A 21,879-nucleotide genomic window follows, 5' to 3' on the forward strand; every position below is an offset into this window, starting at 1 on the left:
GGATCGATTCAATTTTATTCTTCTGCGACCTGCTACGACGCCCAGTTGTGCTGGAAATCGGCATAAAGGGTCAGGCCACCGCAGGCAAAGATCGTCTGACCCGTGATGTAGCGGGCCTCCTCCGAGGCGAGAAAGGCGAAGACGGGCGCCATATCATCGGCATCAGCGGCGAAACCCATGGGGATGTGACTTTCGACCGCCGCTCGCGACGCCGGATCCTCGACCCAGCCCCTGTTCAGCTCGGTCGCCGTGGCGCCCGGTCCGACGGCATTGACGCGGATCCCCCGGGCAGCGAACTCCAGCGCCAGCGTCCGCGTCAGGTTGGCGAGCCCGCCCTTGCTGATGGAATAGGCGAGATAGCCGGGCTTGGGGATGATCTCGTGCACGCTCGTCGTGTTGATGATCGCGCCGGGAGCCTTGCGCGCGAGAAGATGACGCGCCACGGCGCGGGCGCAATTGGCCGCGCCGACGAGGTTGACCGCGAGGATGCGCACGAGCCGTTCATCCTCGAAGGCGTCCCCCGGCGTCGGCGCCTGGATGCCGGCATTGTTGACGAGGATGTCGACATGCCCCCAGGCGGAGACCGCCTCCTCGACCATCGCGTCGACCGCGCGCGGCAGGGATACGTCCGCTGCAAGTGCCAGATGCGGCCGCTCGCCGTGCCCGGCATCCGTCGCAGCGGTCCGCACCGCCGCCAGCGCTGCTGCCATCGCGTCGGCATCCGCCAGGTCGTTGACGGCGACCGTCGCTCCCTCGGCGGCGAAGCGGCGCGCGACGGCGAGGCCAATGCCCCGCGCGCCGCCTGTCACGATGGCCGTGCGCCCTTCGAGACGCTGCGGATTGAGAGCGTGAAAGGTCATGATGCGTCAGGTCCTGGCGTCAGAACGCGTGCGACTCGCCGGGCCGGGAAGCGCCCCTCGTGTTGAGGTAGACCGCGTAGAGCGACGTCGTTCCGCAGATGAAGAGGCGGTTACGCTTAGGACCGCCGAAGCAGACATTGGCCACCACCTCCGGTACCCGGATCTTGCCGATAAGCGAGCCGTCGGGGTCAAAGCAATGGACGCCGTCGCCGGCGCTCGTCCATACATTGCCGTGCACGTCGATGCGCAGGCCGTCGAAGAGGCCGTGGCTACAGGTGGCGAAGATCTCTCCGCCGCTGAGCCTCCCACCCGCGCCAACGTTGAAGCGGCGGATGTGACGCGGACCGTCGTCGACGTGGGTCGCGCCGGTGTCGACCACATAGAGCAACTGCTCATCCGGCGAGAAGGCGATGCCGTTGGGCTTTACGAAATCTGTTGCCACGGCAGCGATCGTGCCGTCCGCCGGATCGAAGCGATAGACGTATGATGCGCCGATCTCGGATGGTGCCGCATCGCCCTCGTAGTCGGAATCGATGCCGTAGGTCGGGTCCGTGAACCAGATCGTGCCGTCCGATTTCACGACCACATCGTTCGGCGAGTTGAGCCGCTTGCCCTCGAAACGGTCGACCAGGATCCGCACGGAGCCGTCCGGCTCGGTGCGCGAGATGCAGCGTCCCTGATGCTCGCAGGAAACGAGGCGCCCTTCCCTGTCCACCGTATGGCCGTTGGTGTTTCGGGCCGGTTGGCGGAAGACGGAGACGGACCCGTCCGTCTCGTCCCAGCGCATGATGCGGTTGTTGGGAATATCCGACCAGATGAGATAGCGCCCCGCCGGGAAATAGGCCGGCCCCTCGGCCCAGCGGCATCCTGTATAGAGCTTTTCGAGATGGACATTGCCGAAGACGAGGCGCAAGAAGCGCGGGTCGATCACCTCGAAATCATTGCTCAGCATGGGCATTTTCTCCCGATCGCCGTTGTTCTCGAGAAGGCGCGCCCGGCCCGCCATCGGCTCAGACGATCGGCGCACGGGACGCAAGAGGCGTGAACGAGGCGAGATTGGGAGACTTGCCGGCGGAATGCAAGGCCGGCTCCGGACCGCTCCGTCCGGCAGAACTTGGAGGCAGGAGCGGCCGGAGATGAGCTGCTAGCTGTCGAGGATCCCCTCAAAGCCGCCAAAGATCATACGCTTGCCGTCGAAAGGCATCTGCTCGCCCATGGCGCGCATGCGCGGATCCGTCATGATCTTCTCATTGGCGGCATCGCGCGCCGCCCGCGTGGGATATTCCACCCAGCTGAAGACCACGACCTCGTTGTCCTTGGCCTGCACGGCCCGGCGGAAATCGGTGACCTTGCCCGCCGGCACGTCGTCGCCCCAGCATTCGACGACACGGGTGGCGCCGAGCTCCTTGAACAGCACCGCCGCCTCCGCGGCATGTTTGCGGTAGATTTCCTTGTTCTCGGCCGGCACGGCCGCAACGAATCCTTCCACATAAGGCATCGCGATGTCCTCCTTCGTGGCAGCGCTGACCATCCGGCCCGCAGCGTACCAATAAATCAGTTGATATCAACATAATCTGGCGTTGTCAAAGTCAGGGACGTGGGCGGCGCATTGTCGGGCGCGATGCCCGCCGTTACCCTCCTTGCAGCATGCCGACGCTCCGGGTTTTCGATGCGCCCGGTTCCGTGCCGGCGCCGGCGGCAGCCTCCCACCAGTCGCCGAGGGCATCGATCAGCGGCACGAGCCTCTCCCCCGCGGGCGTGAGGTCATATTCGACGCGCAGGGGATAGCCGTCGAACTCCGTGCGCTTGACGATGCCGGCCGCCTCGAGCTTGCGCAGTTCGAACGACAGCATCTTGTGCGAGATCGTGGGGTTGTCCCGGCGCAGGTCGCTGAAACGCTTCGTGCCATCCTTCAGGTAGTAGATCAGGAGGGTCGGCCAGCGCCCGCTGAGCACCTGCATCACCTCCTCGATGGGGCAACGGGAGACAAGATCCTTCATCGGCGCCTCGTGGTTGCAAAAAAGTGCGTAATTTACACGGCTCACTGGTCGAGTAGGGTCCGGGCTCGCTGCGCAGCGTGATCACGAGAAATCACGGGAGATCGATCTTGGAGCCGATCCTACTTTACGGCTTCCCCTCGGGAAGCTCCATGGGACTTGTCGCGGCGCTCGAATGGCTGGGCAAGCCCTACCGGCTGTGCCGGGTGGACATGCTCGGCGACATGCGCGAGCCGTCGTACGCCCGGCTCAATCCGCGCCATGAGACCCCGGTCTTCATCACGGACAAGGGTGAGTTGCTGACGGAGACCATGGCCATCGCCGCTTGGCTCGAGGCGCGGGATAGCGACCGGCGCATCAGCTTCGCCCCCCTGTCGCGTGAGGCGGACCGGATGCACCAGCTGATGGCCTTCGTGAACACGGGCTTTACCGGCGCCTTCTCGCCGCTGTGGGCCGCCCTCGAGATGGAAGATCCCGACCCCGCCGTGCAGACGGCGCTGCGCGACTTCGGCCGCCGCGCCGTCATCGAGCGCCACGACAAGCTGGAAGGCATGATCGGGCAGGGCCCGTTCCTCGTCGGTGAGCGGCCGAGCCTCGCGGACGCCGTCCTCGTCGGCGTCGCCCGCTGGCTCGACTTCCACAAAGTCGCCGACCGCGGACGCTGGCCGAAGCTGTCCGCCCTGCGCGAGCGGCTGGAAGGCGATCCCGCCGTCATCCACGCCACGAAGCTGGAGAATGGCGAAGCCTCATCCGGCACGGGCGCCCTCCTCGGCCACATGCCGCTTGACGAGGTGATCGAGAGGTTCGGCGTGTAGGCCAGCGCGCAGCCCGGGAAAAGGCGGCGCCCTGTCTACGGCCCGGTCCTGCCCGCGATCGGGCACGCCATTCCTTGCCCGCCAGCCAGAAAAGCTGGCGGGTTTTTTAGGTATCATGTTTCAGGGAAGATAAGACGAATGATTCGGAAGTTCTTGGGATGAACCACGCCGAAGTGAAGCGCAATTATTGATCGGGCTAACTTGCCACCCATGTTCCCTACACATAGGCATTCGCCGCAGTTTTGGGAACAGCTTGGCCGCACCATCACCATACTCAGCTTTCTGGAAGAAATATTGGGGAAAAATATTTGCGTTTACGGCAACACGACAATAGGGCGTCGAAGAAATAGACACGGCCTATAAAGCTTCGCTGCTGCAGCTTGAGCGATCCTTGACGGATCAGATTTTGAATTTGGCTTAATACTATGGAAGGGCCGCGCGATAAGCCCCGGATACCGCAACCGAAAACATAGACGAGCCGAGCGAAAACATTAAGAAGTTAACCGTTAATTCGTAGCGTGCTTTATCATGTCTCATGGCGAATGTCGGATGTAAACGGCGCGTCCATGCCGCTATCAATCAAACGAAAGAAAGTTGATGCAGCAATTGACCTTGCATGTTTGAGGCAGGTTCAGGGGCATGTCGTAGGATTGATTCGCAGCGTCATCGACACCGTGACGCATATGGGTTGGCAGTTTCCCAGCGCCGCAGGGCCGGGAAAGCCGATCATGTAGCGAAGTTAGGCGGTGAATCGCCGCATCCGCTATCTCGTTCAGCCCGCACTTTCGGTGATGCAGGCTTTCAGGAGTCCGCCGCGAGCCTCGCTGGCCGTTCACGTCCGCGTGATCGTCAGACCCGTGCGCGCCGCCAAGCGTGGGCATAAAGCCCGGAGCCTACCGCCCGAGTTCCTGATAGTTGCCCGTGAGCCGGATTTTCATAAAACCGAAAAATGACAATAAAATCAATGTCATTTGGCGGATGGGGTGGGATTCGAACCCACGGTACGGTTGCCCGCACGGCGGTTTTCAAGACCGCTGCCTTAAACCACTCGGCCACCCATCCTCGCCGACTGCATTCTTCTGACGGCAGAGGCCGCCGTTGACAAGGGCCAAGGGCGCATCCGGGTCGGTCGATCCATGCAAGGCGCGCCGGCGCGGCCTTGCCGCCCGCGGGCGGCGTGGAAGATGGCGGCATGGACGATGCTGGCGAAGCTGTCGCAAGCCTCTACGAGCGCCATGCCCACCCCTTCGACCGCTCGCGCGGCCGCAGCCTCCTCGAGCGCGGCTGGCTCGACCACTGCCTCGCCGCCGTCGGCGGGGAGCGGAGCGTGCTCGACCTCGGCTGCGGCGCGGGCGAGCCGCTGGCCTGCTATCCCGCGGCGAGCGGCTGCGCCGTCACCGGCGTCGATTCCGCGCCGAGCCTCATCGGGCGCTGCCGCACGCGCTTCCCTGCGCAGCAATGGCTCGTCGCCGACATGCGCTGCCTCGCCCTCGGCAGGACATTCGGCGGCATTCTCGCCTGTGACCGTTTCTTTCACCTGCAGCCGGACGACAAGCGCGCCATGTTCGGCGTCTTCACGGCGCATGCGCGCAAGGGCACGGCGCTGATGTTCACGAGCGGCCCGGCGCGCGGCGAGGTTCTCGGCACCTTCGAGGGCGAGCCGCTCTACCACGCCAGCCTCGACGGCGCGGAATACGAGGCCCGCCTCGCCGCTGCCGGCTTCCGGGTGCTCGACCATGTGGTGGACGATCCATTCTGCAGCGGCCACACCGTCTGGCTCGCCGCGCGCTGAACGGTCCGGCCGAAGCCGGCGGATGGCTTCAGGCTGCCCTGGAAGCCGGGCGCCTGCGGACGGCGGAATGCTTCAATGGTTCCGGCCGTGGCTCGGGAGCCACGATCCGGCCCCAGACGACGGGGACGGGGTCCGGCGCGAGCAGCCAGGGCTCGTCACTGTCGCAGCAGCGCCCGAAGGCGCGGCCGGCAGCCTCGGCGGCCCGGACAAGGTGGGCCTCGTGCATCTCCTTGAGCAGTGCGGCAGCGATCATGGCACCCTCCGACTGTCGCCATGAGAGATCATCATGGTTAACGCTTCCTGAAGGCGCTCGCCCCCGCGCCCATGGCCAAACGGCCGCCGGCGCGTCATTCTGTCACCGGGCAGCACCGAGGGGACAACAGCCATGATCGCCGGCACCACATCCACGACCCCGACGCGAGCCGTCGGGCGCCTGTTCCTGCGTACCGCCGTCGTCGCCGGCCTGGCCGGCCTCAGCCTCGGCATCTTCATGGGCGCGTCGCACGACCACACCTTCCGCACCGTGCACGCGCACATCAATCTCGTCGGCTGGGTCTCACTCTTCCTGTTCGGGTTGTTCTACGCGCTGCTGGGAACGGCTTCGACCCGCCTGGCGAAGATCCATTACGGGTTGGCGACCGGCGCGCTCATCCTGTTCGCAGTCGGCCTTCCCAGCATCGCCCTAGGGCTGCCCTGGGGTGAGCCGGTCGCGATCCTGGCGTCCTTTGCGACCCTGTTTTCCATGGCGCTCTTCGCCTATGTGGTCTTCACGGCCGGCGAGGCGGCGAATCCCGCCGCAGGCTAGCTGGCCCCGCGGGATTGGCGCCGTTCTGGGAAAAACAACCTTGACCGCGCCCCTGCCGACGTGGTGTTTCCGATCCGTTCCCGTCCCTGCGGCAGCCATGCGATACTGCCGGCGGGGCGAATCGGTTTTCCACGAGGGTTTGGACGGCGGCAATGACGGATTCGGGCGATCTGTTCGGCGGTGGCGGCAACGCAGTGGCGGCCCGCAAGTCACGCCCGTCCGCGAAGCTCCCGGTGGACGAGGCGCCCTCGCCCGGCCGTGCCAACGGCACGCCCACCGAGGCCGGCTACACCGCCGCCTCCATCGAGGTGCTCGAGGGGCTGGAGCCGGTGCGTCGGCGCCCCGGCATGTACATCGGCGGCACGGACGAGAAGGCACTGCATCACCTCTTCGCGGAGGTTATCGACAATGCAATGGACGAGGCCGTGGCCGGCCATGCGACCTTCATCGAGGTCGAGCTCGAGGAGAGCGGCTTCCTGCGCGTGACGGACAACGGTCGCGGCATCCCCATCGATCCGCACCCGAAGTTCCCCGAGAAGTCGGCGCTCGAGGTCATCCTCACGACGCTGCACGCAGGCGGCAAGTTCGACTCCAAGGTCTACGAAACCTCCGGCGGCCTGCATGGTGTCGGCGTCTCCGTGGTCAACGCGCTGGCCGAGCGGCTCGAGGTGGAGGTGGCGCGCAGCCAGATGCTCTATCGCCAGGTCTATGCGCGCGGCGTCGCCATGGGGCCGCTGGAGACCGTCGGGCGGGTGCAGAACCGGCGCGGCACCACGGTGCGCTTCAAGCCCGATGCGGCCATCTTCAAGGAAGGCGCGACGTTCAATCCGCGCCGCCTGTTCAAGATGGCGCGCTCCAAGGCCTATCTCTTCGGCGGCGTGGAGATCCGCTGGCGCTGCGCCCCCTCCCTCGCCGAGAAGCAGGAAGGCGTGCCGAGCGAAGCGACCTTCAAGTTTCCCGGCGGCCTCAAGGACTATCTCGCCCGCGAGATCGACGGCAGCGAACTTGTCTGCGACCAGATCTTCTCCGGCCGCGTCGACAAGCCGGGCGGGCACGGCTCGCTCGAATGGGCGGTGGCGTGGCTGTCACGCGACGACGGCTTCGTATCTTCCTATTGCAACACCATCCCCACGCCTGAGGGGGGCACGCATGAGTCGGGCCTGCGCATGGCCCTGCTGCGCGGCCTGCGCGACCATGCCGAGCGTGTCGGCCAGGCCAAGCGCGCCAGCCAGGTTACCACCGACGACGTGATGGCAACCTGCGCCGGCATGCTCTCGGTCTTCATCCGCGAGCCGGAATTCCAGGGCCAGACGAAAGACAAGCTGGCGACGCTGGAAGCATCGCGCATCGTCGAGGGCGCTGTGCGCGATGCCTTCGACCACTGGCTGGCGGCAGCGCCCCAGCAGGCCTCACGCCTTCTCGACTGGACCATCGAACGTGCCGAGGAGCGCCTGCGCCGCCGCGCCGAGAAGGAGGTGGCGCGCAAGACCGCGACGCGCAAGCTACGCCTGCCCGGCAAGCTCGCGGATTGCACCAATGCCGGCGCGGCGGGCTCCGAGCTCTTCATCGTCGAGGGCGACTCGGCCGGTGGCAGCGCCAAGCAGGCGCGCGACCGCGCCACCCAGGCCGTCCTGCCGCTGCGCGGAAAGATCCTCAACGTCGCCTCGGCCGGCCGCGAAAAGCTGGCACAGAACCAGCAACTCACTGATCTCGTGCAAGCGCTCGGCTGCGGTACCGGCTCGCACTACCGCGACGACGACCTGCGCTACGAAAAGATCATCATCATGACGGACGCCGACGTCGACGGCGCCCACATCGCATCGCTGCTCATCACTTTCTTCTGGCAGCAGATGCCGCGGCTGATCGACAACGGCCACCTCTATCTTGCCGTGCCGCCCCTCTATCGGCTGACGCACGGCGGCAAGACGGTCTATGCCCGCGATGATGCCCATCGCCAGGAGCTGATGGACAGCGTGTTCAGGGGCAAAAAGGTCGAGATCGGGCGCTTCAAGGGCCTCGGCGAGATGCTGCCGGCGCAGCTCAAGGAGACGACCATGGCTCCGGCCAAGCGCCTCCTCTACAAGGTCGTCGTGCTGGCCGAGGCCAAAGGCGACACGACGGACACAGTCGACCGGCTCATGGGCAACAAGCCTGAGGCGCGCTTCGCCTTCATCCAGGAGCGCGCTGCTTTCGCGCGCGAACTCGATATCTGACCCCTGGAAGATCAGTTGCGCTGCAGCCAGGCGGCGAGGGCCGCATTGACCGCATCCGGCCGCTCCATCGTCGAGAGATGACCGCAGCCGGGCACGACGACGAGCGACGACGCGGGGATGGCCGTCGCCATCTCTTCTGCGACCGATGGCGGCGTGATCTCATCCTCCTCCCCGACGAGAACGAGCGTCGGTACGGTGATCAGCGGCAGGTCGGGCCGCGCGTCGGGCCGCGCCATGATGGCGCGCTGCTGGCGGATGAAGGCCTGTGCGCCCGTCTCGACCATCATGCGCCGCACCTCCCCTTCGAGAAGCTTGTCCGCGAGCCGCCTCCGCGCGACGAGGCGCTGCCAGAGCACGGGATGCACCTCCTCGAAGCGCCCCTGCTCCGCGAGCGCGATGAGGCGCCGACGGTTGGCGCTCGCTTCCTCGGTGTCCGGCCGCGCCGTCGTGTCGAGCAATGCAAGCCGCGTCACGCGCTCAGGCGCCAGGCGCATGACTGCAAGCGCCACATAGCCGCCCATGGACAGACCGCCGAGGGCGAAGCGCTCCGGCGCTGCGGCGAGGAGGCGTCGTGCCATGCCTTCGAGCGTGTCGTCGAGCCGGTTTTCCGCCACCGTGACGGTGCGTTTCCCGGAGAGAGCGCGTATTTGCGGGGCGAAGAGCGTCCCCGTACAGTTGAGCCCAGGCACAAGCACCAGCGGCTCACCGCCAATGCTATGCAATCGTTCGACAACCGGCCTTTGCGACATTGACTTTGCCCGTGATCCTCTTATGGTCCGCGCAAGCGTAGCGGGCAGTGAGCGGCGACTGACGCGCCGTACGCGTCACGAGGTCTCCCTTGGCCTTAAACCCCATCCGCAGACGCATAATCACGGACGTCGATGTCATTTTCTGATCTTGGCCTGAGCGAGAAGGTTCAACAAGCCGTCGCGGCCGCAGGCTACAACACGCCGACTCCCATCCAGGCGAAAGCGATCCCGCATGTGTTGCAGCGCCGGGACGTCCTCGGCATCGCCCAGACCGGCACCGGCAAGACGGCGGCTTTCACGCTGCCGATGCTGACGCTGCTGGAGCATGGTCGGGCCCGGGCGCGCATGCCGCGCACGCTCATCCTCGAGCCGACGCGCGAGCTTGCGGCGCAGGTGGAAGAGAGCTTCGAGAAGTACGGCACCAACCACAAGCTGTCGGTGGCGCTGCTGATCGGCGGCGTCTCCTTCGGCGATCAGGACGCCAAGATCACCCGGGGCGTCGATGTGCTGATCGCCACGCCCGGACGACTGCTCGACCATTTCGAGCGCGGCAAGCTGCTGCTCACCGGCATCGAGATCCTCGTCATCGACGAGGCCGACCGCATGCTCGACATGGGCTTCATCCCGGACATCGAGCGCATCTGCCGCCTCGTCCCCTTCACGCGCCAGACCCTGTTCTTCTCGGCCACCATGCCGCCGGAGATCCAGCGCCTGACGGACACCTTCCTGCACAATCCCGTGAAGGTGGAAGTGGCTCGCGCGGCCTCGACGGCCGCGACCATCACCCAGCGCCTCGTCGCCTCCGGCAGCGAGCCGCACCACAAGCGCGAGACGCTGCGGCGGCTGATCCGCGGCGCCGGCGACGAATTGCAGAACGCGATCATCTTCTGCAACCGCAAGCGTGACGTGGCCATCGTCCTGCGCTCGCTGGAGCGACACGGTTTCAGCGTCGTCGCCCTGCACGGCGACATGGACCAGCGCTCGCGCATGCAGGCGCTCGACAGCTTCCGTAACGGCAGCACCAAGCTGCTCGTTGCGAGCGACGTCGCGGCGCGCGGCCTCGACATTCCGGCCGTGAGCCACGTCTTCAATTTCGACGTGCCCCATCACGCCGAGGATTACGTGCACCGCATCGGCCGCACGGGCCGCGCCGGCCGCACCGGCTATGCGACCACGATCGTCGCCCCCGGCGACGAGAAGGCCCTTGCCGCCATCGAAACCCTGACGGGCCAAACTGTTGCCTGGGAGGGGCCGACCCTCAGCGAATTCATCGCCTCGGTCGGCCATGCGCCGGAGGATGGCGATCGCCACCGCGGCAGGCGGGGCGGCCGGGATCGCGAGCGTGACCGTGACAGGGGGCGTGGACGCGGCGAACGCGGCCGAGCCGCCGAGGCTCCGCAGCAGCACGCGCCGATCACGCCGGACGGACGCCCCTCGCAGCGTCCCGAAGAGCGGCGGGGCGATCGGCAGCACCAACAGCGGCGCTATGCCGACAGGGACGACGAGACGATCGTCGGCTTCGGCGAGCACGTGCCGAGCTTCATCCTGCGGCCGGTCGTCATCTCGGTCAGCAGCGACGACGAAGGCACGGCTGCCCCGGTGGTCGAGGAGACCGCGGTGCCGGTCGAGACCGTGTCGGAAGCCAGGGCTGAGCGCACGTCGGGCCGCCGGCGTCGTGGCCGCAGGCAAGACAGGCCCGCCGCGGCGGAGGCTGCGCAGCCGGTCGAGGTTCCGGCCTCCGCTACGCCGGAAGCCCCCGGTAAGGCCGAAGAGCTGGCGCCGCCCGTGACGGAGGTCGTGCAGCCCGAGGAAGCCCCTGTCCCGCGCAAGGCCGCCTCGCGTCGCATGGCGAAGGAGGAGCCGGCGACGGAAGCTGATCCGGCTGGCAAGACCCGCAAGCGTGCGCCGCGCAAGGCTGCGGCGAGCCCGGACGTCGCGGACGAGCAGCCGGCGCCGAAGAAGCGCGCCCGCAAGACCACGACGGAGCCTGCAGCTGAAGCCGAAGCCGCGCCTCCCGCGCCTTCCAAGGCGGCCGGCCGAAAGTCGTCCCGCACGGGCGCCGCTGAAGCGGTGACGGCCGAAGCTCCGGCGCGATCGTCCACAACGTCCCGTCGGAAGAAGGCCGACGCCGCGGCTCCGGCCGAGGCGGCCAAGCCGAAGAAGGCCGCCGCCCGCAAGGCTGCGGATGGAGAGGCGGCCAGCGAAGCCGCGCCTGCCGGCAAAACGGCGTCCAGGAAGGCACCAGCGGCTGGGGCCACGGACGCGAAGAAGACAGCTTCGAGAAAGCTTGCCGCCAAGAAGCCTGCTTCCAAGGACGCGGAAGCGCCTGCCGGCAAGCCGGCTGCGAGGAAGCCGCGCAGCAAGAAGGCCGAGGTCGTCGAGGCGGGCGACTGAGCGTACGATGCAGGAGCGCGGCGCTAAGGCTGCGCTCCGGCGATGCCCAAGGCACGGGCGGAGAGATCCGCCAGCATGTCCGGCTCGTCATAGGCGGCGTCCGGCAGCAGCCAGTAGGACAGGGTCACTACCCGGCCGTCCTTGCGCGCATAGGCGAACGGCCGCGAGCCGAGATGCCTGAGGGCCTCGGCAAAGGCGGCGTCCGTCTTGAGATAGACCTCGCCGTCCACCGCGAGCGCGAACATCTTCCCTTCGGCATAGATGCCGAGACCGCCGAACATGCGCCTGATGCAGACCGGGCGGAAAGGCGCGAAGAGTTCGGCGATGTCGTCCGCGGCGCGCAATCAGGCGCCAGCGAGTTGCTCCGGCCGCGCGGGGGTGATGGCGACGGATTCGCCGCATCCGCAGGCCGAGGTCTGGTTTGGATTGTTGAAGACGAACTGAGCCGACAGCTTGTCGACCTTGTAGTCCATCTGCGTGCCGAGCAGGAAGAGGACGGCCTTGGGATCCACAAGGATGGTGACGCCATTGTCCTCGATCACCTCATCACCGGGCTTGATCGCCTCGGCATATTCCATCGTGTATTCCATGCCGGCGCAGCCGCCGTTCTTGACGCCGACGCGCACGCCGACGATCGGCCTGTCGGCGTTGGCGATGATCGCCTTGACGCGCTCGGCGGCCGCGTCGCTCATGCTCATGATCTTGAGGGAGCGAATTGCACCCATTCCGGCTCCTCCTTGCAGGGTTCAAGGCCCTGAGGTCGAGATTCCCACCAAAGATAGTCATTGGGCGGCACAACGTCGAGGGCACGGCGCCCGTCGCCGGTCTCATCCGGCGTCATGCCTACCGCCCATCCTGCTTCGACGGGATGGCGGCGAGGCGCCTCAGTAGACCGTCCAGACGCCGGGCGTGAGCAGTTCGACGAGATGCCCGTCCGGGTCGCGGAAATAGATGCTGCGCCCGCCGCGCGGCCATTCCGTCCGCCCTTCGATGGCGACGCCGTGAGTCGCGAGCCGCGCTTCCCAGGCCGCCAAGTGTTCAGCAGGCACACCAAGGCCCACGTGGAGCGGCCCCTGCCCGTCGTGCGGCGGGATGGTGCCGCCGGGAAGCGTCACGGTCGTCAGCGTCTCGCCTCGTTTGAAGAGCAGCAAGACGCTCGCCGGTCCGAGCGGATAGGCCGCGAAGCGCTGGTCGCTTACCTGAGCCTCGAGCCCCAGCACTTTCTCGTAGAACCTGCGCGCCCGGTCTAGATCGTCCACGTAGAGCGCCGTCTCGACGACCGCCGTGATCCGCGGCTCTGCTTCGCCCGCCATATCGGCCTCACCACATGTCGAGCGCGATGCGCGCCTCGTCGGACATGCGGCTCTGGTCCCACGGCGGATCGAAGACCATGTTGACGACGACGGACTGCACGCCGGGCACGGCCGCGACCGCCCCCTCCACCCAGCCCGGCATCTCGCCGGCTACCGGGCAGCCCGGCGCCGTCAGCGTCATGTCGATCGTCACATTGCGCCCGTCATCGATATCGACGCGATAGATCAGGCCGAGCTCGTAGATGTCGGCCGGGATCTCGGGGTCGTACACCGTCTTCAGCGCCGCCACGATGTCGTCGGTCAGCCGGTCCACCTCGTCGGGCGGCAACTGGTCGGCGAGCTCCATCTCGGGCGCGTTCGGCTTCACGTCGCTGCTGTCGGCTTGCGTCACGAATGCCTCCTCAGGCGAACAGCCGTTCGGCCTTCATCAAAGCGTCGGCGAGGTTATCGACCTCCTCGAGCGTATTGTACAGGGCAAATGAGGCGCGGCATGTCGACGTCGTCCCGAAGCGCGCGAGCAGCGGCATGGCGCAATGCGTGCCTGCGCGAACCGCAACCCCGGCGCGATCGATGACGGTGGCGACGTCATGTGCATGCGCCCCCTTCATCTCGAAGGACACGATGGCCCCCTTGTGCGCCGCGCGGCCAATGATGCGCAGGGCGTTCAGGGCGCCGAGCCGCTCATGGGCATAGTCGCGCAGCCTCTCCTCATGGGCGAGGATCGCCGTGCGCCCGAGCTTCTCGACGAAGCGCACCGCGGCACCAAGGCCGATCGCCTCAACGATCGGCGGCGTACCGGCCTCGAAGCGATGCGGCGGGGCGTTGTAGGTGACGGTGTCGGTCGTCACGGTCTCGATCATCTCGCCGCCGCCGTTGAACGGCGGCATTGCCTCGAGCCACTTGCGCTTGCCGTAGAGCACGCCGATGCCCGTCGGCCCGTACACCTTGTGCCCGGTGAAGACGTAGAAGTCGGCATCGAGGTCGCGCACGTCAACCGGCAGGTGCACGGCGCCCTGGCTGCCGTCGACGAGCACGGGAATGCCGCGGGCATGGGCGATGCGCACGATGTCCTTCACCGGCGTCACCGTGCCGAGCACGTTCGACATATGCGTGATCGCGACGATCTTCGTGCGCTCGGTGAGCAGCTTCTCGAATTCGTCGAGGAGGAAGTTGCCCTCCTCGTCCACCGGCGCCCATTTGATGACGGCGCCGCTGCGCTCGCGGTGGAAGTGCCACGGCACAATGTTGGAGTGATGCTCCATGATGGAGATCACGATCTCGTCGCCCTCGCCGATCCCCGCCATGCGTCCGTAAGAGGCAGCGACGAGATTGATGGCTTCCGTCGCCGAGCGGGTGAAGACGATCTCCTCCGTGCTCTCGGCATTGAGATAGCCGCGGACCGCCTCGCGCGCATCCTCGAAGGCCTCGGTCGTCGCATTGGCCATGTAGTGCAGGCCACGATGGACGTTGGCGTAGGCGTTCTCGAAGCTGTAGGTCATCGCCTCGATGACCGCGCGGGGCTTCTGGGCCGAGGCGGCGCTGTCGAGATAGACGAGCGGCTTGCCGTAGACCTCGCGGGCGAGGATCGGGAACTCGCGGCGCACCGCCGCAACGTCCAGGGTGCCGATCGGTTCGATCCTGTTCATGGTCGCATCACTCGCATTGGCTCCGTCCGCCGCAGGACGTCGGCGCCTCGAAAGAGTGAGGGGCGCGGCCTGCGCCGCGCCCGTCTGTCACGCACGCTCGCCGAGCCAGCCTTCCGCCCGCGCGACGAGTTCCTCGCGCACGGCTTCGTCCTCGACGAGTTCCAGTGCTTCGCCGAGGAAGGCCTGCACCAGGAGCGCCTCGGCCATCGCGCGCGGCAGGCCGCGGGCGGTGAGGTAGAACAAGAGGTCCTCGTCGAGCTGGCCACAGGTGGCGCCATGGGCGCACTGCACGTCGTCGGCGAAGATCTCCAGCTCCGGCTTATTGTTCATCGTCGCCGTCTCGGAGAGCAGCAGCGCGGCGGACATCATGCGCCCGTCGGTCTTCTGTGCATCCGGGCGCACGATGATCTTGCCCTGGAAGACGCCTGTCGCCTCCCCGTCGATCACGGTCTTGAACAGCTCGCGGCTGTCGCAATGCGGCACCGCATGGTCGACGACCAGCGTCGTGTCCGCATGCTGGCGGCCGCGCAGCATGGTCGCGCCGCCGAGAGTCAGACTGGAATGCTCGCCCGCGAAGGCAAGGAACACCTGATGCCGTGACAGGCTGCCGCCTGTCACCGCGCCGAGCGAGGTCAGCTTCGCCTTGGCCCCCAGCGTCACGGCGAGCGTCGAGAGCGCAATGGCATCGGCCTGTTCGGCGTTGAGGCGCGCATGGGTGATCGTCGTGCCGTTGCCGGCGACGATTTCGACCACGGAATTGGCCTGGTAGGCCGCCGTGCCAACGCCCTCGTGGCTCTCGTGGACGGTGACCGAGGCGCCATCCTCGACGAGGATCACGACGCGCGGCGCCGTGGCGAAGGGGCTAGCGCCCCCGTTGACGAACCTGAGGTGAAGCGCCTTGTCCACGGCGGTGCCGGCCGCAACCCTGATGAGCGCGCCGTCCATCATGAAGGCGCTGTTCAGTGCCAGGGCGAAGTTGCCCTTGGCGACCGCCACCTTGCCCATCTCGGCGAGGAGCGGATGTCCCTCGGCGAGCGCCGCCGCGAGCGGCGTCACCGCGATCCCGGCCGGCAGCGCGGCGAGGTCCGAGCGCTCGGCCACGAAATGGCCGTTGGCGAAGGACAGCCGCACCGCATCGGCCTTGGCGAAGGCGCTGGCCTTGTCGACGAGCGCGGCCGCATCGGCGGGGCGCTCGGCAAGCGGGGCCGCCTCGCGCACGGCGTTGCGCAGATCGGTGTACTTCCACTCCTCCACGCGCCGGTTGGGAAGGCCGGCGGCGGCGATGAGGGCGAAGGCCTCGTCGCGCCCGCGCGCGATCTCGCCCGAGCCCGGCAGCTTGTTCTTAAGGCCTTCGAAACGCTCTATGAGTGCCACCTCGGCGGCAGTCCTGATCGGTGTGACTTCAGCCATCGTGCCGCCCTCACGCCGCCTGCTCGCGGTAATCCGCATAGCCGCTCGCCTCAAGCTCAAGGGCAAGCTCCTTGCCGCCGGAGCGCACGATGCGGCCGTTCGCCATCACGTGCACCGTGTCGGGCACGATGTGGTTGAGCAGGCGCTGGTAGTGGGTGATGACGAGGAAGGCGCGGGCCGGATCGCGCAGCGTATTGACGCCCTCGGCGACGATCTTGAGCGCATCGATATCGAGTCCCGAATCCGTCTCGTCGAGGATGCAGAAGCGCGGCTCAAGGAGAGCCATCTGCAGGATCTCCATGCGCTTCTTCTCGCCGCCCGAAAAACCGACGTTGAGGCCGCGGCGCAGCATTTCCTGATCGATATGAAGCTTTTCGGCAGCGGCCCTGACACGCTTCATGAACTCGGGCGTCGTCAGTTCCGCCTCCTCGCGCGCCTTGCGCTGGGCGTTCATGATCGCCTTGAGGAAGGTCATGGTCGAGACGCCCGGGATCTCGAGCGGGTACTGGAAGGCGAGGAACACGCCCCTGGCCGCGCGCTCGTTCGGCTCGAGCTCGAGGATGTTCTCGCCGTCGACGAGGATCTCGCCGTCGAGGACCTCGTACTCCTCCTTGCCGGCGATGACATAGGACAGCGTCGACTTGCCCGAACCGTTCGGGCCCATGATGGCAGCGACCTCGCCCGCCTTCACGGTAAGATCGAGCCCGTTGAGGATGCGCTTGCCCTCGATTTCGACGACGAGGTTGTTGATCTGAAGCATGTCTTTGTTCCGTCCGTTCGTGGCGCCGGTGGGGTGCGGGCGGGAAGGATCGTTCCACGTCGCCCGTTGTTTCCGGCCCGGGTTGCGTTGCGTGTCAGCCCACCGAGCCTTCGAGGCTGATGGATATGAGCTTCTGGGCCTCGACCGCGAATTCCATCGGCAGCTGCTGCAGGACATCCTTGACGAAGCCGTTGACGATGAGCGCCACCGCCTCCTCCTCGTCGAGACCCCGCTGCAGGCAGTAAAACATCTGGTCGTCCGAGATCTTCGACGTCGTCGCCTCGTGCTCGAAGACCGCCGAGGCATTCTTCGACTCGATGTAAGGCACCGTGTGCGCGCCGCACTTGTCGCCGATCAACAGGGAATCGCAGTTCGTGAAGTTGCGCGCCCCGCTCGCCTTGCGGTGTGCCGAGACGAGCCCGCGATAGGTGTTCTCGGAGCGTCCGGCGGCGATGCCCTTGGAGATGATCCGGCTCGTCGTGTTCTTGCCGAGATGGATCATCTTGGTGCCGCTGTCGACCTGCTGATAGCCGTTGGAGATGGCGATCGAGTAGAACTCTCCGCGGGAGTTGTCGCCGCGCAGGATGCAGGATGGATACTTCCAGGTGATGGCCGAGCCCGTCTCGACCTGCGTCCACGAGATCTTCGAATTGGCGCCGCGGCAGTCGCCGCGTTTGGTCACGAAGTTGTAGACACCACCCTTGCCCTCGGCGTCGCCCGGATACCAGTTCTGGACCGTCGAGTACTTGATCTCCGCATCGTCGAGCGCGATCAGCTCGACCACCGCCGCGTGCAGCTGGTTCTCGTCACGTGCCGGCGCCGTGCAGCCTTCGAGATAGCTGACGTAGGAGCCCTTGTCCGCGATGATCAGCGTGCGCTCGAACTGGCCGGTGTTGCGCTCGTTGATGCGGAAATAGGTTGACAGCTCCATCGGGCAGCGCACGCCCTCCGGTACGTAGACGAAGGATCCGTCCGTGAACACGGCGCTGTTGAGCGTCGCGAAGAAGTTGTCCGACACCGGCACGACCGAGCCGAGGTACTTGCGCACCAGATCCGGATATTCGCGGATCGCTTCGGAGATGGAGCAGAAGATAACGCCGGCCTTCTTCAACTCCTCCTTGAAGGTCGTCACCACCGACACGGAATCGAACACGGCGTCGACCGCCACGCGCGAGCCAGCGCCCTCGACGCCGGCGAGGATCTCCTGCTCGCGCAGCGGAATGCCGAGCTTCTCGTAGGTCTTGAGGATCTCCGGATCGACCTCGTCGAGCGACTTCGGCGCCGGATTCTTCTTCGGCGCGGCATAGTAGTAGAGCTCCTGATAGTCGATCGGCGGGTAGTTGACGCGCGCCCACTTGGGCTCGCGCATCGTCTGCCAGCGGCGGAACGCCTCGAGGCGCCACTCCGTCATCCACTCCGGTTCGCCCTTCTTGGACGAAATGAGGCGGACGATATCCTCGCTGAGGCCCTTGGGGGCCTTGTCCATCTCGATCGTCGTCTCGAAGCCGTACTTGTACTGCTCGACGTCGATCGCCTTGACACGTTCTACCGTTTCCTGCACCGCAGGCATTGCACGACCTCCTCTCACGGCTTCAAGGGCCGCGGGTTGGTGACCTACTCGTCCTCAGGCGGCGTTCAGCCCCTTGCGACGAGAGATGAGTGCGCCGACCACTTTCCGAAAGGCCGTCGCAAAGGATTCCATGTCCGCCTCGGTCGAGCCCCAGCCGAAGCTCACGCGCAGCGCCCCCTCGGCGAGCGAGGGCGCGATACCCATCGCCGTGAGCACATGCGAGCGCCTCACCTTACCGGACGAGCAGGCGGAACCGGACGAGACGGCCATGCCCTCGAGATCGAGCATCATGAGCAACGTCTCCGCCTTCAGGCCGTCGATTGCGAAGGCGCTCGTGTTCGGCAGTCGCGATGCTCCGGCTCCGAAAACCACCACCCCGGGCTCAACCAGGCGAAGGCGGGCCTCGAGACCGTCGCGCAAGGCACCCGTCAAGGCGGCATAATCCGCAAGTTCGTCCCGCGCAAGCGTGCAGGCCTTCCCGAAGCCTGCTATGCCCGCAACATTCTCCGTGCCGGCGCGGTAGCCGCCCTCTTGGCCGCCGCCGCGAACCAGCCGCTCGCGTACCTCGACGCCGGGCCGGGTGACGAAGGCACCGACACCCTTCGGCCCGCCGATCTTGTGGGCGGACAAGGTGATAACGTCCGCGCCCCAGGCAGCCATGTCGACGGACAGCTTGCCCGCCGCCTGCACGGCGTCGACATGCAGCAGCCCGCCATGGCGATGCACGACCTCGGCCACCCCGGCGAGCGGTTGGACGACGCCGGTCTCGCTGTTGGCCGCCTGCAGGCTGACGAGGGCCGTCGCTCCACTTTCGTTCGCCAGGCGGCGCAGCCGCGCGTCGATGAAATCGATATCCACGACGCCGTTGCCGTCGATGGGGATCGTCTCGCGGGCATTCTCTGGGAAGCGGCTGCCCGAAAGGACGCTCGCATGCTCGCCCGCGCCCATGAGATGGAGCGCCAGCGTCGTGAAGGATGGCTCGCGTCGCAGCGACGGCGTCATCACGGTATTGTTGGCCTCCGAGCCACCGCTCGTGAAGACAACATCGCGGGGGCGCGCGCCGGCAAGAGCCGCGACCTCTTCCCGCGCCGCCTCGATCAGCGCGTGAGCCCTGCGCCCTTCCGCATGCACGGACGAGGGATTGCCGAACTCCTCGAAGGCACGCAGGACCACCTCGCGCACGGCCGGCCGCAGGGGCGCCGAGGCGTTGTAGTCGAGGTAATGACGCATGCCCGCCATGCTGTCTCCGCCGGCCTCCTCGCCTGCCGATCACAAACCTTGCTTTTTGCCCCTGTTGATGTGGTAGAGAAGAGCGACCACATCACCGGAGCCGCTATCCGCGTCGTACGGTTGCATACGCAACTCGATACACGCTAAAGTTGGCTCTTAGAACAGTTCTAACCGTGATTTAGAAGTGCGCGACCGGCATGTCAAGATTTGCACGGCCACTGGCTTGGCTTCCGGCGGCGCTGGCTTTATCGCGGTAACGGTGCCGGATCATGCCTGAAGTCATTTTCAACGGCCCTGCCGGGCGTCTCGAAGGCCGCTACCAGCCTGCGAAGAAGAAGGGCGCGCCGATCGCGATCATTCTTCATCCGCATCCGCAGTTCGGCGGCACGATGAACAACCAGATCGTGTACAGCCTGTTCTACACCTATGTGAACCGTGGGTTTGCGGTGCTGCGCTTCAACTTCCGTGGTGTCGGGCGCAGCCAGGGCTCCTTCGATCACGGCCACGGTGAGTTGTCGGATGCGGCGGCGGCGCTCGACTGGGTGCAGTCGCTCAATCCGGATGCGCGCAGCTGCTGGATCGCCGGCGTGTCCTTTGGGGCATGGATCGGCATGCAGTTGCTCATGCGCCGGCCGGAGATCGAGGGCTTCCTCTCCATTGCGGCGATGGCCAATCGCTACGACTTCTCCTTCCTTGCGCCCTGTCCCTCCTCGGGCCTCTTCGTGCACGGGTCCGAGGATCGCGTCGCGCCGGCGAAGGACGTCATCAGCGTCATCGAGAAGGTCAAGACTCAGAAGGGCATCGTGTTGGAACACGCGGTCATCGACGGCGCCAACCACTTCTTCGACGGCAAGATCGAGGAACTGATGCAGACGGTCGATGCCTATCTCGACAAGCGCATCGGCACCCCGCACGAAGATGCCGCCTGACGCGACGACGCAAACAGGCTTCAGATCGCGGGGCGCCTCACGGCGCCCCGTCCCATTCCAACGCAAGACTGACCGACATGACGACGTACCGTTCCGATTTCCTGCGCACGCTCGACGCGCGCGGGCTCATCCACCAGATCTCGGATGCCGAGGCGCTCGACGACCTCGCCGTGAAGGAACGGATCGTCGCCTATATCGGCTATGACCTGACGGCGCCGAGCCTGCATGTCGGGCACATGACCAACATCATGATGCTGCGCCGCCTGCAGCAGGCCGGCCACAAGCCCATCGTGCTGATGGGCGGCGGCACGACGCGCATCGGCGACCCCTCGTTCCGCAACGAGGCGCGCCCGCTGCTCGACGATGCGCAGATCGCCGCCAACAAGGAGGGCATCCGCAAGGTCTTCTCGAAGTTCCTCACCTTCGGCGACGGCCCGAGCGACGCCATCATGGTCGACAATGCCGAATGGCTCGACAAGCTCGAGTACATTCCCTTCCTGCGCGACATCGGCCGGCACTTCACCGTCAACCGCATGCTGAGCTTCGAATCGGTGAAGACGCGCCTCGACAAGGAGGAGCCGCTCTCCTTCCTCGAGTTCAACTACATGATCCTCCAGGCCTACGACTTCCTGGAGCTCAGCCGCCGCTACGGCTGCCGCCTGCAGATGGGCGGCTCCGACCAGTGGGGCAACATCGTCAACGGCATCGAGCTCGCCCGCCGCGTCGACGCCACCCAGGTCTTCGCCCTCACCTGCCCGCTGCTGACCACCGCCTCCGGCGCCAAGATGGGCAAGTCGGCCGCCGGCGCCGTCTGGCTCAACGAGGACATGCTGCCGCCCTACGGGCTGTGGCAGTACTGGCGCAACTCGGAGGATGCCGACGTCGGCCGCTTCCTCAGGATCTTCACGGACCTGCCGCTCGACGAGATCGCGCGGCTCGAGCGGCTCGAGGGCGCCGAGCTCAACGAGGCCAAGAAGGTCCTCGCCACCGAGATCACCGCGCTCGTCCACGGCCGCGCGGCGGCCGAGACGGCGGCCGAGACGGCACGCAAGACCTTCGAGGAAGGGGCGCTGGCCGAGAACCTGCCGAGCATCGACGTGCCCGCGGCCGAGCTGCAGGCCGGGCTCGGCGTGCTCGCCGCCTTCGTCAAGGCCGGCCTCGTCGCCTCCACCAGTGAGGCGCGGCGCCAGATCAAGGGCGGCGGTCTCAAGGTCAACGACGAGGTCGTGAGCGACGAACGGGCGGTCCTCGACGCCGGCAACCTGACGGCCGACGGCGTCGTCAAGCTGTCGCTCGGCAAGAAGAAGCACGTGCTGCTGCGGGTTGAGTGAGCCAGTCCGGAGCGGCTGCTCTTCGGTCGCCGATGATGATCGTCGGCCCCTTCTGCGATGACCGG

General features: G+C 66.4%; 21 protein-coding genes, 1 tRNA gene and 1 pseudogene. 7 read left to right on the plus strand and 16 right to left on the minus strand.

Translation table 11 applies throughout. The annotated features are described in order from the left end of the window. Nucleotides 1-32: 32 nt before the first annotated feature. The 4 genes from ASC46_RS04980 to ASC46_RS04995 form a co-directional block, all read right to left on the minus strand. A complete protein-coding gene (locus tag ASC46_RS04980; RefSeq protein ID WP_055458192.1) occupies nucleotides 33-860 on the minus strand; it encodes a glucose 1-dehydrogenase in 828 nt (275 codons plus the stop codon). A gap of 19 nt (nucleotides 861-879) precedes the next feature. Then, a complete protein-coding gene (locus ASC46_RS04985; RefSeq protein ID WP_055458479.1) occupies nucleotides 880-1,812 on the minus strand; it encodes an SMP-30/gluconolactonase/LRE family protein in 933 nt (310 codons plus the stop codon). Between the two features lie 192 nt (nucleotides 1,813-2,004). Then, nucleotides 2,005-2,358: a DUF1428 domain-containing protein gene (locus ASC46_RS04990; protein ID WP_055458480.1), complete on the minus strand. Its 354-nt coding sequence runs from the start codon at nucleotides 2,356-2,358 to the stop codon at nucleotides 2,005-2,007. A gap of 133 nt (nucleotides 2,359-2,491) precedes the next feature. Further along, nucleotides 2,492-2,860 carry a winged helix-turn-helix transcriptional regulator gene (locus ASC46_RS04995; protein ID WP_055458193.1) on the minus strand — a complete coding sequence of 123 codons (369 nt, stop codon included), beginning with the start codon at nucleotides 2,858-2,860 and terminating at the stop codon, nucleotides 2,492-2,494. A 107-nt stretch (nucleotides 2,861-2,967) separates the two neighbouring features. Between ASC46_RS04995 and ASC46_RS05000 the strand changes: the two genes are divergently transcribed. Then, nucleotides 2,968-3,672 (plus strand): glutathione S-transferase family protein, encoded by a 705-nt coding sequence (locus ASC46_RS05000; protein ID WP_055458194.1) that lies wholly within the window; start codon nucleotides 2,968-2,970, stop codon nucleotides 3,670-3,672. A gap of 972 nt (nucleotides 3,673-4,644) precedes the next feature. Here ASC46_RS05000 and ASC46_RS05005 read toward each other — a convergent pair. Then, nucleotides 4,645-4,734, minus strand: a tRNA-Ser gene (locus ASC46_RS05005). A 130-nt stretch (nucleotides 4,735-4,864) separates the two neighbouring features. Between ASC46_RS05005 and ASC46_RS05010 the strand changes: the two genes are divergently transcribed. Beyond that, nucleotides 4,865-5,464 (plus strand): class I SAM-dependent DNA methyltransferase, encoded by a 600-nt coding sequence (locus tag ASC46_RS05010; protein ID WP_055458195.1) that lies wholly within the window; start codon nucleotides 4,865-4,867, stop codon nucleotides 5,462-5,464. 28 nt (nucleotides 5,465-5,492) lie between these two features. On the opposite strand, the gene ASC46_RS05015 is transcribed toward ASC46_RS05010, so the two are convergent. Next, the gene (locus tag ASC46_RS05015) at nucleotides 5,493-5,717 is read right to left on the minus strand and encodes a hypothetical protein (protein ID WP_055458196.1); all 225 of its coding nucleotides are present in this window, start codon (nucleotides 5,715-5,717) and stop codon (nucleotides 5,493-5,495) included. Nucleotides 5,718-5,849: 132 nt separating this feature from the next. Here ASC46_RS05015 and ASC46_RS05020 point away from each other — a divergent pair, with 132 nt between their 5' ends. Both ASC46_RS05020 and parE read left to right on the plus strand, forming a co-directional pair. Next, entirely contained in the window at nucleotides 5,850-6,269 is a 420-nt protein-coding gene (locus ASC46_RS05020) for a hypothetical protein (RefSeq protein WP_055458197.1), read from the plus strand. A 152-nt stretch (nucleotides 6,270-6,421) separates the two neighbouring features. Next, nucleotides 6,422-8,482, plus strand: coding sequence for a DNA topoisomerase IV subunit B (gene parE, locus ASC46_RS05025; RefSeq protein ID WP_055458198.1), 2,061 nt, complete (start codon nucleotides 6,422-6,424; stop codon nucleotides 8,480-8,482). 11 nt (nucleotides 8,483-8,493) lie between these two features. On the opposite strand, the gene ASC46_RS05030 is transcribed toward parE, so the two are convergent. Beyond that, on the minus strand, nucleotides 8,494-9,231 hold the full coding sequence (locus ASC46_RS05030) for an alpha/beta fold hydrolase (RefSeq protein WP_055458199.1): 738 nt from the start codon (nucleotides 9,229-9,231) through the stop codon (nucleotides 8,494-8,496). Nucleotides 9,232-9,363: 132 nt separating this feature from the next. On the opposite strand from ASC46_RS05030, the pseudogene ASC46_RS21680 reads away from it, so the two are divergent. Beyond that, nucleotides 9,364-10,806 (plus strand): annotated as a pseudogene (locus ASC46_RS21680) (DEAD/DEAH box helicase); the annotation flags it as partial. Nucleotides 10,807-11,648: 842 nt separating this feature from the next. Here the strand turns inward: ASC46_RS21680 and ASC46_RS05040 are convergent. The 9 genes from ASC46_RS05040 to ASC46_RS05080 all read right to left on the minus strand — a co-directional run bounded on the left by ASC46_RS05040 (nucleotide 11,649) and on the right by ASC46_RS05080 (nucleotide 19,563). Beyond that, on the minus strand, nucleotides 11,649-11,969 hold the full coding sequence (locus tag ASC46_RS05040; RefSeq protein WP_071923821.1) for a TfoX/Sxy family protein: 321 nt from the start codon (nucleotides 11,967-11,969) through the stop codon (nucleotides 11,649-11,651). After that, entirely contained in the window at nucleotides 11,970-12,350 is a 381-nt protein-coding gene (locus ASC46_RS05045; protein ID WP_210165970.1) for a HesB/IscA family protein, read from the minus strand. It lies immediately after the preceding gene. Between the two features lie 159 nt (nucleotides 12,351-12,509). Beyond that, nucleotides 12,510-12,938, minus strand: a complete 429-nt coding sequence (locus ASC46_RS05050; protein WP_055458200.1) for a VOC family protein — start codon at nucleotides 12,936-12,938, stop codon at nucleotides 12,510-12,512. Between the two features lie 7 nt (nucleotides 12,939-12,945). Then, the gene (locus ASC46_RS05055) at nucleotides 12,946-13,284 is read right to left on the minus strand and encodes an SUF system Fe-S cluster assembly protein (protein WP_055458483.1); all 339 of its coding nucleotides are present in this window, start codon (nucleotides 13,282-13,284) and stop codon (nucleotides 12,946-12,948) included. A 55-nt stretch (nucleotides 13,285-13,339) separates the two neighbouring features. Further along, complete coding sequence (locus ASC46_RS05060) at nucleotides 13,340-14,584, minus strand: cysteine desulfurase (protein ID WP_055458201.1); 1,245 nt, start codon at nucleotides 14,582-14,584, stop codon at nucleotides 13,340-13,342. A gap of 87 nt (nucleotides 14,585-14,671) precedes the next feature. Next, a complete protein-coding gene (gene sufD / locus ASC46_RS05065; RefSeq protein ID WP_055458202.1) occupies nucleotides 14,672-15,994 on the minus strand; it encodes a Fe-S cluster assembly protein SufD in 1,323 nt (440 codons plus the stop codon). A 10-nt stretch (nucleotides 15,995-16,004) separates the two neighbouring features. Then, nucleotides 16,005-16,754 (minus strand): Fe-S cluster assembly ATPase SufC, encoded by a 750-nt coding sequence (gene sufC, locus ASC46_RS05070; protein ID WP_055458203.1) that lies wholly within the window; start codon nucleotides 16,752-16,754, stop codon nucleotides 16,005-16,007. A gap of 94 nt (nucleotides 16,755-16,848) precedes the next feature. Continuing rightward, nucleotides 16,849-18,324, minus strand: a complete 1,476-nt coding sequence (sufB, locus tag ASC46_RS05075) for a Fe-S cluster assembly protein SufB (protein ID WP_055458204.1) — start codon at nucleotides 18,322-18,324, stop codon at nucleotides 16,849-16,851. A 54-nt stretch (nucleotides 18,325-18,378) separates the two neighbouring features. Continuing rightward, nucleotides 18,379-19,563, minus strand: a complete 1,185-nt coding sequence (locus ASC46_RS05080) for a cysteine desulfurase family protein (RefSeq protein WP_055458205.1) — start codon at nucleotides 19,561-19,563, stop codon at nucleotides 18,379-18,381. Between the two features lie 260 nt (nucleotides 19,564-19,823). Between ASC46_RS05080 and ASC46_RS05085 the strand changes: the two genes are divergently transcribed. Both ASC46_RS05085 and tyrS read left to right on the plus strand, forming a co-directional pair. Next, nucleotides 19,824-20,483: an alpha/beta hydrolase gene (locus ASC46_RS05085; protein WP_055458206.1), complete on the plus strand. Its 660-nt coding sequence runs from the start codon at nucleotides 19,824-19,826 to the stop codon at nucleotides 20,481-20,483. A gap of 77 nt (nucleotides 20,484-20,560) precedes the next feature. Beyond that, the gene (gene tyrS, locus ASC46_RS05090) at nucleotides 20,561-21,814 is read left to right on the plus strand and encodes a tyrosine--tRNA ligase (RefSeq protein ID WP_055458207.1); all 1,254 of its coding nucleotides are present in this window, start codon (nucleotides 20,561-20,563) and stop codon (nucleotides 21,812-21,814) included. The last annotated feature ends 65 nt before the right edge of the window (nucleotides 21,815-21,879 follow it).

Origin of the sequence: Chelatococcus sambhunathii (assembly GCF_001418005.1) — a bacterium.
Classification (GTDB): Bacteria; Pseudomonadota; Alphaproteobacteria; order Rhizobiales; family Beijerinckiaceae; genus Chelatococcus_A; species Chelatococcus_A sambhunathii.